The sequence below is a fragment of the Stenotrophomonas sp. CCNWLW162 genome, from assembly GCF_037203745.1.
GTDB classification, from domain to species: domain Bacteria; phylum Pseudomonadota; class Gammaproteobacteria; order Xanthomonadales; family Xanthomonadaceae; genus Stenotrophomonas; species Stenotrophomonas maltophilia_AQ.
Map to the genome: position 1 here is coordinate 787,067 of NZ_JBBCBL010000001.1, position 12,924 is coordinate 799,990.

General features: G+C 67.4%; 15 protein-coding genes. 11 read left to right on the top strand and 4 right to left on the bottom strand.

The genetic code is table 11. From position 1 onward, the window contains the following. Positions 1 to 181: 181 nt before the first annotated feature. Positions 182 to 508: a ComEA family DNA-binding protein gene (locus V9K93_RS03680; RefSeq protein ID WP_253079414.1), complete on the bottom strand. Its 327-nt coding sequence runs from the start codon at positions 506 to 508 to the stop codon at positions 182 to 184. Positions 509 to 707: 199 nt separating this feature from the next. On the opposite strand from V9K93_RS03680, the gene V9K93_RS03685 reads away from it, so the two are divergent. The 4 genes from V9K93_RS03685 to murU all read left to right on the top strand — a co-directional run bounded on the left by V9K93_RS03685 (position 708) and on the right by murU (position 4,338). Next, entirely contained in the window at positions 708 to 2,201 is a 1,494-nt protein-coding gene (locus V9K93_RS03685) for a M20 family metallopeptidase (protein ID WP_136638432.1), read from the top strand. 70 nt (positions 2,202 to 2,271) lie between these two features. Further along, complete coding sequence (locus V9K93_RS03690; protein WP_088024918.1) at positions 2,272 to 2,541, top strand: GlsB/YeaQ/YmgE family stress response membrane protein; 270 nt, start codon at positions 2,272 to 2,274, stop codon at positions 2,539 to 2,541. Between the two features lie 64 nt (positions 2,542 to 2,605). Then, positions 2,606 to 3,631, top strand: coding sequence for an aminoglycoside phosphotransferase family protein (locus V9K93_RS03695; RefSeq protein ID WP_337302099.1), 1,026 nt, complete (start codon positions 2,606 to 2,608; stop codon positions 3,629 to 3,631). Continuing rightward, positions 3,628 to 4,338, top strand: coding sequence for an N-acetylmuramate alpha-1-phosphate uridylyltransferase MurU (gene murU, locus V9K93_RS03700; protein WP_136638368.1), 711 nt, complete (start codon positions 3,628 to 3,630; stop codon positions 4,336 to 4,338). The genes V9K93_RS03695 and murU overlap by 4 nt, the downstream gene beginning before the upstream one ends. Before the next feature lie 534 nt (positions 4,339 to 4,872). Here murU and hda read toward each other — a convergent pair. From hda to V9K93_RS03715, 3 genes are read right to left on the bottom strand one after another with little or no spacing between them, the layout of a single operon-like run. Then, complete coding sequence (gene hda / locus V9K93_RS03705) at positions 4,873 to 5,580, bottom strand: DnaA regulatory inactivator Hda (RefSeq protein WP_046982523.1); 708 nt, start codon at positions 5,578 to 5,580, stop codon at positions 4,873 to 4,875. Further along, positions 5,580 to 6,749 carry an AI-2E family transporter gene (locus tag V9K93_RS03710; protein ID WP_046982522.1) on the bottom strand — a complete coding sequence of 390 codons (1,170 nt, stop codon included), beginning with the start codon at positions 6,747 to 6,749 and terminating at the stop codon, positions 5,580 to 5,582. Before V9K93_RS03710 ends, hda begins: the two co-directional genes overlap by 1 nt. Continuing rightward, a complete protein-coding gene (locus tag V9K93_RS03715; protein ID WP_046982521.1) occupies positions 6,746 to 7,885 on the bottom strand; it encodes a DUF2066 domain-containing protein in 1,140 nt (379 codons plus the stop codon). Before V9K93_RS03715 ends, V9K93_RS03710 begins: the two co-directional genes overlap by 4 nt. A gap of 99 nt (positions 7,886 to 7,984) precedes the next feature. Between V9K93_RS03715 and purM the strand changes: the two genes are divergently transcribed. The 7 genes from purM to V9K93_RS03750 all read left to right on the top strand — a co-directional run bounded on the left by purM (position 7,985) and on the right by V9K93_RS03750 (position 12,908). After that, positions 7,985 to 9,043, top strand: coding sequence for a phosphoribosylformylglycinamidine cyclo-ligase (gene purM / locus V9K93_RS03720; RefSeq protein WP_136640043.1), 1,059 nt, complete (start codon positions 7,985 to 7,987; stop codon positions 9,041 to 9,043). 22 nt (positions 9,044 to 9,065) lie between these two features. Continuing rightward, the gene (locus tag V9K93_RS03725) at positions 9,066 to 9,554 is read left to right on the top strand and encodes a hypothetical protein (protein WP_046982519.1); all 489 of its coding nucleotides are present in this window, start codon (positions 9,066 to 9,068) and stop codon (positions 9,552 to 9,554) included. Then, positions 9,551 to 9,973, top strand: coding sequence for a hypothetical protein (locus tag V9K93_RS03730; RefSeq protein WP_337302100.1), 423 nt, complete (start codon positions 9,551 to 9,553; stop codon positions 9,971 to 9,973). The genes V9K93_RS03725 and V9K93_RS03730 overlap by 4 nt, the downstream gene beginning before the upstream one ends. A gap of 41 nt (positions 9,974 to 10,014) precedes the next feature. Continuing rightward, positions 10,015 to 10,677 carry a DUF2238 domain-containing protein gene (locus tag V9K93_RS03735; protein ID WP_136640040.1) on the top strand — a complete coding sequence of 221 codons (663 nt, stop codon included), beginning with the start codon at positions 10,015 to 10,017 and terminating at the stop codon, positions 10,675 to 10,677. Beyond that, entirely contained in the window at positions 10,674 to 11,333 is a 660-nt protein-coding gene (gene purN, locus V9K93_RS03740; protein WP_136640039.1) for a phosphoribosylglycinamide formyltransferase, read from the top strand. Before V9K93_RS03735 ends, purN begins: the two co-directional genes overlap by 4 nt. A gap of 67 nt (positions 11,334 to 11,400) precedes the next feature. Next, positions 11,401 to 12,222, top strand: coding sequence for a DUF3108 domain-containing protein (locus tag V9K93_RS03745; RefSeq protein WP_136640038.1), 822 nt, complete (start codon positions 11,401 to 11,403; stop codon positions 12,220 to 12,222). Between the two features lie 2 nt (positions 12,223 to 12,224). Continuing rightward, positions 12,225 to 12,908: a DUF3108 domain-containing protein gene (locus V9K93_RS03750; protein WP_046982514.1), complete on the top strand. Its 684-nt coding sequence runs from the start codon at positions 12,225 to 12,227 to the stop codon at positions 12,906 to 12,908. The last annotated feature ends 16 nt before the right edge of the window (positions 12,909 to 12,924 follow it).

Here is a 12,924-nt window from a genome sequence, read left to right on the forward strand (position 1 = left end):
GGGGGTAGCGTTGCATCCTGCACGCGGCCGCGTCTGTCCTGCTTGTATCTCAGCCCCTTCCACAGGTCTGTGATGCCACCATCCTGGTGATTGGTGCCGCGTCCTGCGGCGGTCGGTGGTCACGGCCTTCCTGTCCGCGACCGGTGAACCAGCTTCCTGCCGGTTCCGACGATTCCTGCTGTCAACGCCTGGGTACGGTTCGCACCGGTACCGATCCGGGTACCGGATCCGCCGGCAACAACCTGTTGCCTACGGTGATCCGCTGTCGATTCCGTTCGACGATTGCTTTCCCTATCCCCTTCACCTGCGTCAGGTCCTCGACGCGATGAAACGGGCCGTGTCTGCGCCGGTGCTCGACGATCGCCTCGGCCTTGGCGGCTCCGACCATCGTCAATCCCTGCTGCAGCGCCTGGACATCGGCGCGGTTGATGTCGATCGGTTCGGCGGCATGCGCCCCAGCGATCCACATGACCAGCACCAGTGCCCTCAACACGACACTCCAAGGCACGACGTGTATCTCCTTGTGATTCTGGCCGTCCCGACCGGCAATCCCGTCGGTAGGAACAGTGTCCGTCACCACATGCACACAGCCTATCGGTTTCCTGGATTTCTAAAAGCCAGCCAAATACCCGACGTGATGTAGGAAAAACCCTACCCGGGCCACAGGCGTAGAATGGCCGGATCAGCCCATGCAACCGGAGTTTCAGATGGACAGCGCCAAGCTCGGCCAATTCGTCAATGACAAGTGGGACAGCGAAATCGTCCCGCAGTTGGTCGACTACATCCGCATTCCCAACAAGTCGCCGATGTTCGACGCCAATTGGGTGCAGAACGGCTACATGGAACAGGCGGTCACGCTGATGGAGAACTGGGCCAAGGCCCAGCAGCTGCCCGGCCTGAAGGTTGAAGTGGTCCGCCTGGAAGGCCGTACCCCGCTGATCTTCCTGGAAATCCCGGCTACCGGCGCCGAAACCGGCGACGACACCATCCTGCTCTACGGCCACCTGGACAAGCAGCCGGAAATGACCGGCTGGGACGACGACCTTGGCCCGTGGACCCCGGTCCTGCGCGGCGACAAGCTGTATGGCCGCGGCGGTGCGGACGACGGCTACGCAATCTTCGGCTCGCTGGCCGCCGTGCTGGCGCTGCAGGCCCAGGGCCTGCCGCACGCCCGCTGCGTGGTGCTGATCGAAGCCTGTGAAGAGTCGGGCAGCTACGACCTGCCGGCCTACGTCGACCACCTGGCCGACCGCATCGGCAAGCCGTCGCTGGTGGTGTGCCTGGATTCGGGCTGCGCCAACTACGACCAGCTGTGGTGCACCACCTCGCTGCGCGGCCTGACCGGCGGCAATTTCACCGTGAAGGTGCTCAACGAAGGCGTGCATTCCGGCGATGCCTCCGGCGTGGTGCCGTCCAGCTTCCGCCTGCTGCGCCAGCTGCTGTCGCGCATCGAGGACCAGGACACCGGCCGCATCCTGATCGACGGCATGAACGTTGAAATTCCGGCCGAGCGCCAGGCGCAGGCCAAGCGCGCCGCTGAAGTGGTCGATACCGAGATCTTCGAGAAATTCCCGATGGTCGACGGCCTGCGTCCGATGAACGAGGACCTGACCGAGCTGGTGCTCAACCGCACCTGGCGCCCGGCGCTGTCGGTCACCGGCGTGGGTGGCATGCCGGCACTGGAATCGGCCGGCAACGTGCTGCGCCCGCAGACCTCGGTAAAGCTGTCGCTGCGCCTGCCGCCAACCGCCGACGGCAAGACCTGCGGCGAACTGCTGAAGGAAGCCCTGCTGCGCGATCCGCCGAACGGCGCCCAGGTCACCCTGGACCTGGAAAAGGCCTCCACCGGCTGGAACGCCCCGGCCATGGCACCGTGGCTGACCCAGGCCATCGACGACGCCAGCCAGGCCTTCTTCGGCAAGCCGGCGATGTACATGGGCGAAGGCGGCTCGATCCCGTTCATGGGCATGCTGGGTGAGAAATTCCCGGGCGCCCAGTTCATGATCACCGGCGTGCTCGGCCCGCACTCCAATGCGCACGGCCCGAACGAGTTCCTGCACATCCCGATGGGCAAGAAGGTCACGTCCTGCGTGTCCAAGGTGATCAGCGAGCACTATGCCGCCAGCCTGCGTGGCGAGACCAGCGGTTCGCCGGTGGCTGCCGACAGCGGCACCCGCCACGGCGACCACGGCTGCTGCTGAATCCGGCACACCGTGACGGACGCAGCCTGGCCTTGCTAGGCTGCGTCCACTCTTGGTGGAAATCGCACGCATGAATGGTCTGTTCGGCAGCAGCAGCTGGCTCTACATCATCCTGGTCGGCTTCTTCGTCGGCCTGCTCGGGCGTTTCTTCATGCCCGGCAACAACCGCATGGGCTGCCTGCTGACCATCGTACTGGGCATCCTCGGTGCGCTGCTGGCCGGCTGGTTCGGCCAGTACATGGGCTGGTACGCCGCCGGTGAGCCGGCCGGTTTCTTCGGTGCGGTGGTGGGCGCCGTCGTCGTGCTGGCGATCCTGCGCCTGTTCAGCGGTCGCCGCTGACCCTGCCCCTCCTTCCTTTCCTGTTGCCGACGTTGGCGCGCCCGGCGCGCCCGGATATGCCTGCATGACCGAACCCGCCTCCGATCCCCAGCGCAGCGCGCAGCGCCTGCAGTGGGCCCGTACCCAGCTCGATGATTCCAGTGCGGTGGTCGAACGCGCTTCGGTCGATGCCGGCATGCGCAGCTACTGGCGCACCACCAGCACGCGCGGCAGCCACATCGTGATGGACGCCCCGCCGGGGCTGGAAGATCCGCGCCCGTGGCTACGCATGCGCGGCCTGCTGCACGACAACGGCCTGCGCGTGCCCGCGCTGCTGGCACAGGATCTGGATGCCGGCTTCCTGCTGCTGGAAGATCTCGGCGGCCCGACCCTGGCGAAGATCCTCGACGAGCGCAACGCTGACGAATGGTTCGGCCGTTCGATCGAACAGCTGCTGCGCCTGCAGGCGATCCCGGTGCCGGCTGACTTCGGCCAGTTCGGTGAAGCGCTGCTGCAACGCGATGCCGGCCTGTTCGACGAATGGTTCCTGCAGCGCCACCTCCACCTGGAGCTGGACTGCGGCGAGATCGAAGGCCTGCAGCTGGTACACCGCCGGTTGATGGATAACGCCCTGGGCCAGGCGCAGCTGCTGACCCATCGCGATTACATGCCGCGCAACCTGATGCCGGTCGACGACGGTCCGGCGGTGCTGGATTTCCAGGACCTGGTGCGTGGTCCGATCGCCTACGACGCGATGAGCCTGTTCAAGGACGCATTCCTGAGCTGGCCACTGCAGCGCGTGGACGAGTGGCTGGCGCAGTACCACGAGCGTGCGCGCAGCGCTGGCCTGCCGGTGCCCGACCGCGCCACCTTCCTGCGCGATGCAGACTGGATGGGCATCCAGCGCCACGTGAAGATCCTCGGCCTGTTCTGCCGCCTGCGCTATCGCGACAACAAGGGCCATTACCTCGACGACGCGCCGCGCTTCATCACCTATCTGGATGAAGTGCTGCCGCGCTACCGCGAACTGGCGCCGCTGCAGCAGCTGCTCGAAGACCGCATCAAGCCGGCGCTGGCCGAGCTGGCGGCACCGATGCGCGTGGCCCGATGAAAGCACTGGTCTTTGCCGCCGGCCTGGGCGAGCGCATGCGCCCGCTGACCCTGCACACGCCCAAGCCGCTGCTGGAAGTGGCCGGCAAGCCGCTGATCGTCTGGCACCTGGAGCGCCTCGCGGCATTGGGTGTGCGCGAGGTGGTGGTCAACACCGCATGGCTGGCCGAGCAGTTCCCCGCGACGCTGGGGGATGGCAGCCAATGGGGCCTGCAACTGCATTTCCTGTACGAAGGGCCGACCCCGCTGGAAACCGGCGGCGGCATCCTCAACGCATTGCCGGTGCTGGGCGACGCCCCGTTCCTGGTCGTGAACGGCGACATCTGGACCGATTTCGATTTCGCCACGCTGCCGCGCGAGCCGCAGGGCCAGGCGCACCTGGTGCTGGTCGACAATCCGGTTCAGCACCCCGAAGGTGACTACCGCCTCGATGCGCAGGGGCTGCTGCACCACGACCGCGAAGGACCGTGCCTGACCTATGCCGGCATCGGCGTGTATCGCCCTTCCGTCGTGGCCGACTGGCGCACGGTGATCGGCGATGCGCCGGGCAGCGAGCGGATGCCGCCGAAGTTCTCGGTGGTGCCGCTGCAGAAGCATTTCATGGCGCAGGGGTTGATGAGCGGTCAGCACCATCGCGGGCGCTGGACCGATGTCGGCACCGTTGATCGCCTGCGTGCGTTGGATGTTGAGTTGGCTGCGAACGGCTGAGCCCCTCGTGGTTGGCCGCATCTGAAGCAGAAGCCTTGCTTGGCCGGGCGGGATGGGCTGCGCAGGGGACGCTGCAAGTACGTCCATGTAAGCTCGGTCGCCGCATCCATGCGGCTCACGCCCCTGCGCAACCCACCCCGCCCGGCCTCTGACAGTTTCCGTGTGCGTCCAACCACGGAAAAGAAAAAGAAAAGCAAAAGCGGGTCGCTTCGCTGCGCTTGCTCTGGTGACGACCAACGGTCGTCACCCACCACAAGCAAGACACGTGTCGACCAAGGTCGACACCCCCCAACAACAGTGCAGAACGCCGACACGGCAGATCGCGGGAACCTGTCGAAGGCGGGGTGGCTCAGGTTGCGGGGGCGTGAGCGCCATGGATGGCGCGACCGAGGCTACAGGGACGTACTTGCGCCGTCCCCCGCAACCTGAGCCACCCCGCCATCCCACGGATAGCGAGCTTTTGCTGTTGACGTTGAAGTTGACGTTGCCCTGGCTTCGGCGGGTGCAGGGCGCAGCCCTGCCGAACCACACCCCTCAGTAACGCGGCCGGCCTTCTTCCAGCACCTGGCGCAGGAACGGCACGGTGATCCGCCGCTTCGCCGCCAGCGACTCCCGGTCCAGCCAGTCCAGCAGCGTGATCAACCCACCCAGCTCGCGCCCGGTGTGCGACAGCAGCCACTCGATGGACGCTTCGTCGATGGCCAGGCCACGCCGCAGCGCACGCTCGCGCAGCACCGCTGCCCGCCCTTCCTCGTCCAGCGGCTGCAGCAGCACACGCACGCACTGGCCCAGCCGCGAACGCAGGTCGGGCAGTACCAGGCCCAGTTCTTCCGGCGCCTTCTGCGCGGTGTACAGCACGGTCACGCCCGCAGCGCGCGCGCGGTTGTGGAAATCGAACAGCGCGATCTCGTCCTCGCGGTTGCCGGCGACCTCGTCCAGGCCGTCCAGCGCCACCAGCTCGCGCGCCTCAAGCCCATCCAACGCCGCGCGTACGCGGCCGGCGGCGCTGGCCAGCGGTACGTAGGTCGGCAGTCGCCCGGCCTGCTCGGCGCTGGAGCACATCGCCAGCGCCTGGTGGGTCTTGCCCGTGCCCGCCGCGCCTTCCAGGTAGATCCAATCGTGGCTGGCGCCGACCGCGATCGCACGCAGCTGCGCCAGCGCGCCATCCGGCGCGCCGATGAATGTCTCCAGGCGCTGGTCCCTCGGGTAATGCAGGGCCAGCGGCAGTTGCGGCACACCCATCACTTCAGGTCGGGGCCCTTGTCGTTCGGAATGATGATATGGGGGGCATCGACCACGCCATCAAGCACGATCGCCGGCTTCTCACCCACGTACAGCTCGCTCTGGCGATAACGCTGGTGCGCGTAGCGCAGCAGCACGTTGGTCACCGCTGCCACCGGCAGCGCCAGCAGCATGCCAAGGAAGCCGAACAGCTGGCCACCGGCCATCACTGCGAAGATCACCGCTACCGGGTGCAGGCCGATCTTGTCGCCGACGATGCGCGGGGTCAGCACGTAGCTTTCCAGCAACTGACCCACGGTGAACACCACGCCGACCAGGATCAGCAGCTTCAGGTCGAAGCCCTGCGCCTGCACCAGCGCGGCCACGATGGCCATCAGGATGCCGGTGGTCGCGCCCAGGTAGGGAATGAAACTGATCAGGCCGGCGATCAGGCCGATCAACAGGCCCAGCTTGAGGCCGACCAGCGACAGGCCACCGGCATAGATCACGCCCAGCGCCAGCATCACCAGGAACTGCCCGCGGATGAATGCACCGAGCACTTCGTTGGATTCGCGCGCCAGCGCGGAGATGGTGCCGATCTGGTTGCGCGGGATCACCGACGCGACACGCTCGACCAGCTTGTCCCAGTCACGCAGGAAGTAGAACGCCAGGATCGGCAGCAGCAGGATGTTGACCACCCAGGTCACCATCGCAAAGCCCGAGCGCGAGACGTAACCCATGAACGTGGTGGCAAAGCCGCCCGCCTGCTGCCAGTGGCTGCGCACCCATTCGATCAGGCGGTCCGGATCCATCCACTGCATCACTTCCAGACCGGTCTTCTGCTCGAACCAGGGAATGCCCTTTTCCATCAGCCACGCCTGCGCCTGCGGCGCAACCGCGATCAGGGTGGTGATCTGGCGCTCGATCATCGGCACCAGCACCAGCAGCAGCGCCACGATCACCAGCACCATCGCCGCGAACACCAGCACCACGCCGGTCATGCGCGAGCGGCCGGTGGCCTCGATGCGGTCCACCAGCGGGTCGCCCAGCCAGGCCAGTGCCAACGCCAGCACGAACGGAGTCAGGATCGGGGCCAGCAGCCAGACGATCCAGCCGATCAGGCCGGCGAACAGGATGTACTTCAGCCGGCGCAGGAACTGCGCGATTTCCGCTTCCGGGGTCAGGGTCATCGCAGGCGGTACTCGTTGCTGACAGGCGGGGCCACCGGGGTACCGGTGGTGTCATCGATGGGCGTCGGCAGCGCCGGCAGCGGTGCGCTCGGCACCAGCACGCCACCGTCGCCGAGCATGCGGTTGAAGCCGGCCAGGCCGGTGGTCATCTCCAGGCTCAGCTCCAGCTGGCCGGCCGAGGCATGCAGCGGGGTGACGTTGCGCACCACCGGCACCTCGCGCAGGCCAGCGGCCAGGCGCAGGTAGTCGTCGGCGCTGTTGATGCCGGTCACCACCACGCGGTAGGTCCCGGCCTGGCCGGTGGCCACGCCGGCCTTGGCATAGCGCTTGACCAGCGCATCGGCGGCGCCGTCGGCACCAGCGGCCATCGCGCGCATGGCGTTGGCGTCCTTGCTGGTCCACTTGTTCAGTTCACGGCCGTTGTCGACGAACACCCAGTCCGCCTGCCAGCCGCCATTGGCGCGGTACAGCTTGCCGATCAGCTGCATCGGCGGCGAGTAGCGCGAGGAGGCGCGGGCCACCGCGGCGCTGTCCTGGCGCCAGATGGCACCGGCCAGGGCCTGCTCGGCGGCACCGCCGCTGGGCAGGCCCAGCTTGTAGCCGCGTTCTATGGCGCGGTTCAGCAGCGGGCGCGCGGCGTTGGCCTGCTGCACGCTGACCAGGCGCGGGCCGCTGCCGTCGTCGACGGCCAGCCACAGCACCGGCTTCGGCCGCGGCTGCGGCCACAGCGGCAGGCCCAGCGCCGACACCAGCGAATCAACATCATCCTCGCGGAAGCGGGCGACCAGCAGCGTCCGGAAGCTTGGGGCGCCGCCGGCGCCCACGCTCTGGTCCTGCTTGTAGTCGTAGCTGGCCACGTAATCCTTGGCATTGCGCAGCGCCTGCACCACGCCGGGGCGGGACATGGCGTTGCGGTCGCCGGACAACTTGCCCAGCACCACGCTCAGGGCGCGGGCCAGGGCGCCGTTGCGATCGGCCTCGGCTTGGCTGTTGACGGGCACTTCGGCCTCGTACGCGCCACTGGCGGTGGCGACATCACCCTCGGTGCGAAGGCCGCTCTGGGCCATCGTGGCCACCGGCAGGCTCAGCGCAAGGAGCAGGGTCAAAATCAGGCTGCGGCGCATCAGGACATCCATTGGCTCGACGTATCCGGGGGAATTGTTGCCCGAATACGGCCTTTGCGCCAATGCGGCCTGTTAAAATCGCCCGTTCAACCCCTGCCAGCGCCGACGCCCGTGACCAACACCCCGTCTTCCGCCCCTTCCCCCCTCACCTACCGTGATGCGGGTGTCGACATCGACGCCGGCAACGAGCTGGTCGAGCGGATCAAGCCCCTGGTCAAGCGCAGCTTCCGCCCGGAAGTGATGGGCGGCCTGGGTGGCTTCGGCGCCCTGTTCGACCTGTCCAACAAGTACCGCGAGCCGGTACTGGTGTCGGGAACCGACGGCGTGGGCACCAAGCTGAAGCTGGCCCACCAGCTGAACCGCCACGATACGATCGGCATCGATCTGGTCGCCATGTGCGTGAACGACGTGCTGGTGCAGGGCGCCGAGCCGCTGTTCTTCCTGGACTACTTCGCCACCGGCAAGCTGGACATCGACACCGCCGCGGCGGTCGTGGGCGGCATCGCCAACGGCTGCACCGAGGCCGGTTGCGCGCTGATCGGCGGCGAAACCGCTGAAATGCCCGACATGTATGCCCCGGGCGAGTACGACCTGGCCGGCTTCACGGTGGCCGCGGTCGAGAAGAGCGAGCTGAAGGACGGCGCCAGCGTCGCCGCCGGTGACGTGCTGATCGGTATCGCCTCCTCCGGCCCGCACTCCAACGGCTACTCGCTGGTCCGCCGCATCTATGACCGCGCCGGCCGCCCGGCCGAGCTGGAGCTGGAAGGCGGCGTGAAGCTGGTCGACGCGCTGATGGCGCCGACCCGCCTGTACGTCAAGCCGATCCTGTCGCTGCTGAAGTCGCACGGCGCGGCTATCCACGGCATGGCCCACATCACCGGTGGCGGCCTGACCGAGAACATCATCCGCGTGGTACCTGAAGGCCTCGGCCTGGACATCCAGGCCTCGTCCTGGACCCTGCCGCCGGTGTTCCAGTGGCTGCAGAAGGAAGGCGCGGTGGCCGACAGCGAGATGTGGCGGACCTTCAACTGCGGCATCGGCTTCGTGCTGATCGTCGCAGCGGACCAGGTCGATGCCGTATCCGAGGCTGTCCAGGCCCAGGGCCTGGACCACTGGACCATCGGCCAAGTGGTCACCGCTGACGGCGCCGAGCGCGTCCACATCGGCTGATCCCGGCAACCCAGGAGCCCGCATGGACGCAACGCCCCCCTTGTCGCCCGCTCCGGTGCCGCCGCCGCTGGCGACGGTACCGGTGTTCAGTGCGCAGGATGCCGACCACCTGCGCATGCTGGCCATCGCGCACTATGTGGTCGGCGGCCTGATCGCGCTGTTCTCGCTGATCTTCATCATCCACATCGTGCTGGGCATCGCCGCGCTCACCGGCAACCTGCCGATGAATTCCAGCGGCCAGCCGTCGTCGCCTGCGGAGCAACGCCTGTTCGGCTGGATGTTCACCATCATCGGCTGCGTCATCGTGTTCGGTGGCGTCACCCTGGGCGCGTTCGTGGCCTATGCCGGCCGCTGCCTGACCCGTCGCCGCCGCTACCTGCTGTGCCTGATCGTGGCCGGCCTGGCCTGCCTGTTCGCGCCAGTCGGCACCGTGCTGGGGGTGTTCAGCCTGATCACCCTGCTGCGCCCGCAGGTCAAGGCCGCCTTCGACCTGCCTGCCGCGGCCGCATGACCGCCTCCGGCAATCCGCCGCCGCTGCCGCGGCAGACCCTGGCGCAGCTGCAGCTGACCAGCCATCTGCAGACGCTGAAAGTGCTGTTCTACGCGCTGGCCGGCTTCCATTGGGTCGCCACAGTGGCCTTCCTCGGCCTCAGCGGCTGGGTGGCCCACTCGCGCGGGCTGGACGATGCCTGGATGCTGACCACGGTCTATGCCTCGATGGCCGTGCTGGCCATCGTGCTCGGCTTCGTGCAGCTGCATACCGCGCGTCTGTTGACGGCCCGCACCGGGCTGGTCTGGTGCCGGCGCGCGGCGTGGCTGGCGGTGCTGGCCGGTCCGCTGGGCATAGCGCTGGCCGCCTATGCATGGGTGTTCCTCGGCAAGCCGGAAATGGCTGCGCTGTTCGACCGCGGCGACCACCTCAGCGTCTGAGCCGGCAGGCAGACGAACCATCCCCCTTCGATCGACCCGACATGTCCTCGCCTGCCATCGCTACCACCGCCGCTGCAAGCGCCTACCGTTTCTCCGGCCCCAAGAAGCTGGCCTTCGCCGCCGTACTGGCGGTGTTCGCGATCAGCTGGATCCATCCACTGTGGCCGATCGAGCAAGCCCTGCACAGCACGCTGACCGTGATCGGCCTGGCCGCACTGCTGTGGGTCGACCGTCGTGGCGGTTGGCTGGGCAATGGCGCCTTCATCGCGATCTGCGGCTTCATCGCCCTGCACTGCGTGGCAGCGCGCTGGCTGTATTCCAACGTACCCTATGACGCGTGGTCGCAGGCGTTGTTCGGCTGGTCGCCCAACGCGGCGTTCGGCTGGCAGCGCAATCACTTCGACCGCCTCATCCACTTCCTGTTCGGCGTCTGCTTCACCCCCGCCCTGCTGCAGCTGGCCCGCCACGCCTGGCCGGCGCTGCGGGTGGGCCAGGCCTTCACCCTGGCGGTGATGACGGTGATGTGTGCCAGCCTGGTCTACGAGTGGTTCGAGTGGGCCATCGCGCTGGCCCTGTCGCCGGATGCCGCCGAGGCCTACAACGGCCAGCAGGGCGACATGTGGGACGCGCATGCCGACATGCTGATGGCCACCGTGGGCAGCCTGCTGACCTGGCCGCTGATCCGCCGGAGTTCGCTGCAATGACCACCCCTACCCGTATCGCCGTGCTCGCCTCTGGCCGCGGCAGCAACCTGCAGGCCATCCTCGATGCCATCGGCAGCGGGCGCCTGCCGGCTGAAGTGGTCGGCGTGTTCTCCGATCGCCCCACCGCGGAGGCGCTGCAACGCGTGGCACCGGCACTGCGCTGGGCGCATGCACCAAAGGAATTCAGCGACCGCGACGCCTACGAGCAGGCACTGAGTGATGCGCTGGCCGCGGTCGCACCGGACTGGATCATCTGTGCCGGCTACATGCGCATTCTCGGCGCTGGCTTCGTGCAGCGCTTCGATGGCCGCCTGGTCAACATCCACCCGTCGCTGCTGCCGCTGCACAAGGGCCTGGACACGCATGCACGGGCCCTGCAGGCCGGCGATGCCGAGCACGGTGCCAGCGTGCACCTGGTGGTGCCAGAGCTGGACGCCGGCGCCGTGCTGGCCCAGGTGCGTGTCCCGGTGCAGCCGGGCGATGACGCGGACAGCCTGGCCGCGCGCGTGCTGGCGGTGGAGCATCCGCTGCTGATCGCCACGCTGCAGCTGCTGTGCGGCGGCCGCCTGGCTGAACGGGAGGGACAACCCTGGCTCGACGGTCACCCCCTGTTTAGTCCATTGGCCCTAGATTCCGCCGGTAACCTGAACCGGTAAGCCCTTTGCACACGCCCCGCTGACTGCGGGGCTGGCATCCTGCCTCCTCCTGCGGTCCCTGTCCTCCATGAAGACCACGACCCTGTTGTCCACTTCACTGCTGTTGTCGCTTGCCGTGCTTCCCGCCGTGGGCTGGAGCCAGGCGCAGGCGCCTGCCGCTTCGCCAGCACCAGTGCCCGTGGTGCAGCCGCCCGCCGAACCGGCCGTACCGATGCCGGCGGCGCTGGCCTGGGAGCCGCCGCCGCTGCAGCCGTTCAGCGCCACTTACCAGGCCTTCTACAAGGGCAAGGAGGCCGGCGATGCCAGCATGCAGGTCACCCATACCGGCGGCAGCCAGTGGCGGGTGGACATGCAGGTGGTCGGTCGCCGCGGCTTCGCCAGCGTGCTCGGCCTGAACATCGAACAAAGCACGGTGTTCGAGGAGCGCGGTGGCATCTATGCACCGCTCAGCCAGAGCACCGTGCGCAAGGGCCTGTTCCTCGGCAAGAAGGCCGTGGGCACCTACAACTGGCAGGCCGGCACCGCACAGTGGACCGGTGACGTGAAGAAGGAACGCGCGCAACCGATCCCGCTGCAGGCCGGTGACCAGAGTGCGCTGCTGATCAATCTGGCGATCATGCGCGATGCCCGCCCGGGTGCCGCCATGCACTACCGCTACGTGGACATGGGCAAGGTCCGCCAGCACGACTACCAGGCCGCAGCGCAGACCGAGAACGTCGAGGTCGGCGACCTGTCCTACAACGCGCTGCGGGTCTACCGGACCAACGGCGGCAACAACGAAACCATTCTCTGGATCGCCAACGGTGTCCCCACCCCGGTGCGCATCCTGCAACGCGAAGACGGCGAAGATCGCGTCGATCTGCGCCTGATCGAATACCAAGGAGTCTGAGCATGAACACCCTGACCCGCCCCCTCACCTGGATCGCAGCGGCCGCACTTACCGTGGCCAGCCTGCCGGCCATGGCGCTGGAACCGTTCAAGGCCGATTACCTGGCCAGCTACATGGGCATGCAGGCCAACGGCACCATGACCCTGGCCAGCGAAGGTGCCAACAAGTGGCGCTACAGCCTGCAGGTGAAGAACCAGCTGGCCGATCTCAGCCAGAGCACGGTGTTCGAGGAAGTGCGTGGCCAGCTGCGCCCGCTCAGCAGCCAGGACCGTTCTGCGCTGCTGGTGAAGAAGCGCAACGTGCAGGCCAACTACAACTGGAGCAGCAACCAGGCCACCTGGACCGGCGACATCAAGCCGGACCGCGCCGGACCGATCGCATTGAAGGCCGGTGACATGGACGCGTTGCTGATCAACCTGGCGATCGCCCGTGACCTGGCTGCTGGCAAGCCGCTGACCTATCGCATGGTCGACGAAGGCCGCATCAAGAACATGACCTACCGCGTGATCGGCAAGGAGTCGATCACCGTGGGCGGCAAGAGCTATGAAGCCACCAAGGTCTCGCGTGCCGACGGCAACAAGGAACTGATCGCCTGGATCGTGCCCGAGTTCCCGGTGCCGGCGCGCATGCTGCAGCGTGAAAGCGGCCGCGATGCGCTGGACCTGACCATCAGGGCGATGAACTGACCAGCAATCCGGTAGT

Excerpts from the sequence above, each read along its gene's own strand:
- V9K93_RS03735 (WP_136640040.1), top strand. The coding sequence starts at position 10,015 with ATGTCCTCGCCTGCCATCGCTACCACCGCCGCTGCAAGCGCCTACCGT.
- hda (WP_046982523.1), bottom strand. The coding sequence starts at position 5,580 with ATGGGTGTGCCGCAACTGCCGCTGGCCCTGCATTACCCGAGGGACCAG.
- V9K93_RS03750 (WP_046982514.1), top strand. The coding sequence starts at position 12,225 with ATGAACACCCTGACCCGCCCCCTCACCTGGATCGCAGCGGCCGCACTT.
- V9K93_RS03745 (WP_136640038.1), top strand. The coding sequence starts at position 11,401 with ATGAAGACCACGACCCTGTTGTCCACTTCACTGCTGTTGTCGCTTGCC.
- murU (WP_136638368.1), top strand. The coding sequence starts at position 3,628 with ATGAAAGCACTGGTCTTTGCCGCCGGCCTGGGCGAGCGCATGCGCCCG.
- V9K93_RS03715 (WP_046982521.1), bottom strand. The coding sequence starts at position 7,885 with ATGGATGTCCTGATGCGCCGCAGCCTGATTTTGACCCTGCTCCTTGCG.
- V9K93_RS03725 (WP_046982519.1), top strand. The coding sequence starts at position 9,066 with ATGGACGCAACGCCCCCCTTGTCGCCCGCTCCGGTGCCGCCGCCGCTG.
- V9K93_RS03730 (WP_337302100.1), top strand. The coding sequence starts at position 9,551 with ATGACCGCCTCCGGCAATCCGCCGCCGCTGCCGCGGCAGACCCTGGCG.
- V9K93_RS03685 (WP_136638432.1), top strand. The coding sequence starts at position 708 with ATGGACAGCGCCAAGCTCGGCCAATTCGTCAATGACAAGTGGGACAGC.
- V9K93_RS03690 (WP_088024918.1), top strand. The coding sequence starts at position 2,272 with ATGAATGGTCTGTTCGGCAGCAGCAGCTGGCTCTACATCATCCTGGTC.
- V9K93_RS03710 (WP_046982522.1), bottom strand. The coding sequence starts at position 6,749 with ATGACCCTGACCCCGGAAGCGGAAATCGCGCAGTTCCTGCGCCGGCTG.
- V9K93_RS03695 (WP_337302099.1), top strand. The coding sequence starts at position 2,606 with ATGACCGAACCCGCCTCCGATCCCCAGCGCAGCGCGCAGCGCCTGCAG.
- purN (WP_136640039.1), top strand. The coding sequence starts at position 10,674 with ATGACCACCCCTACCCGTATCGCCGTGCTCGCCTCTGGCCGCGGCAGC.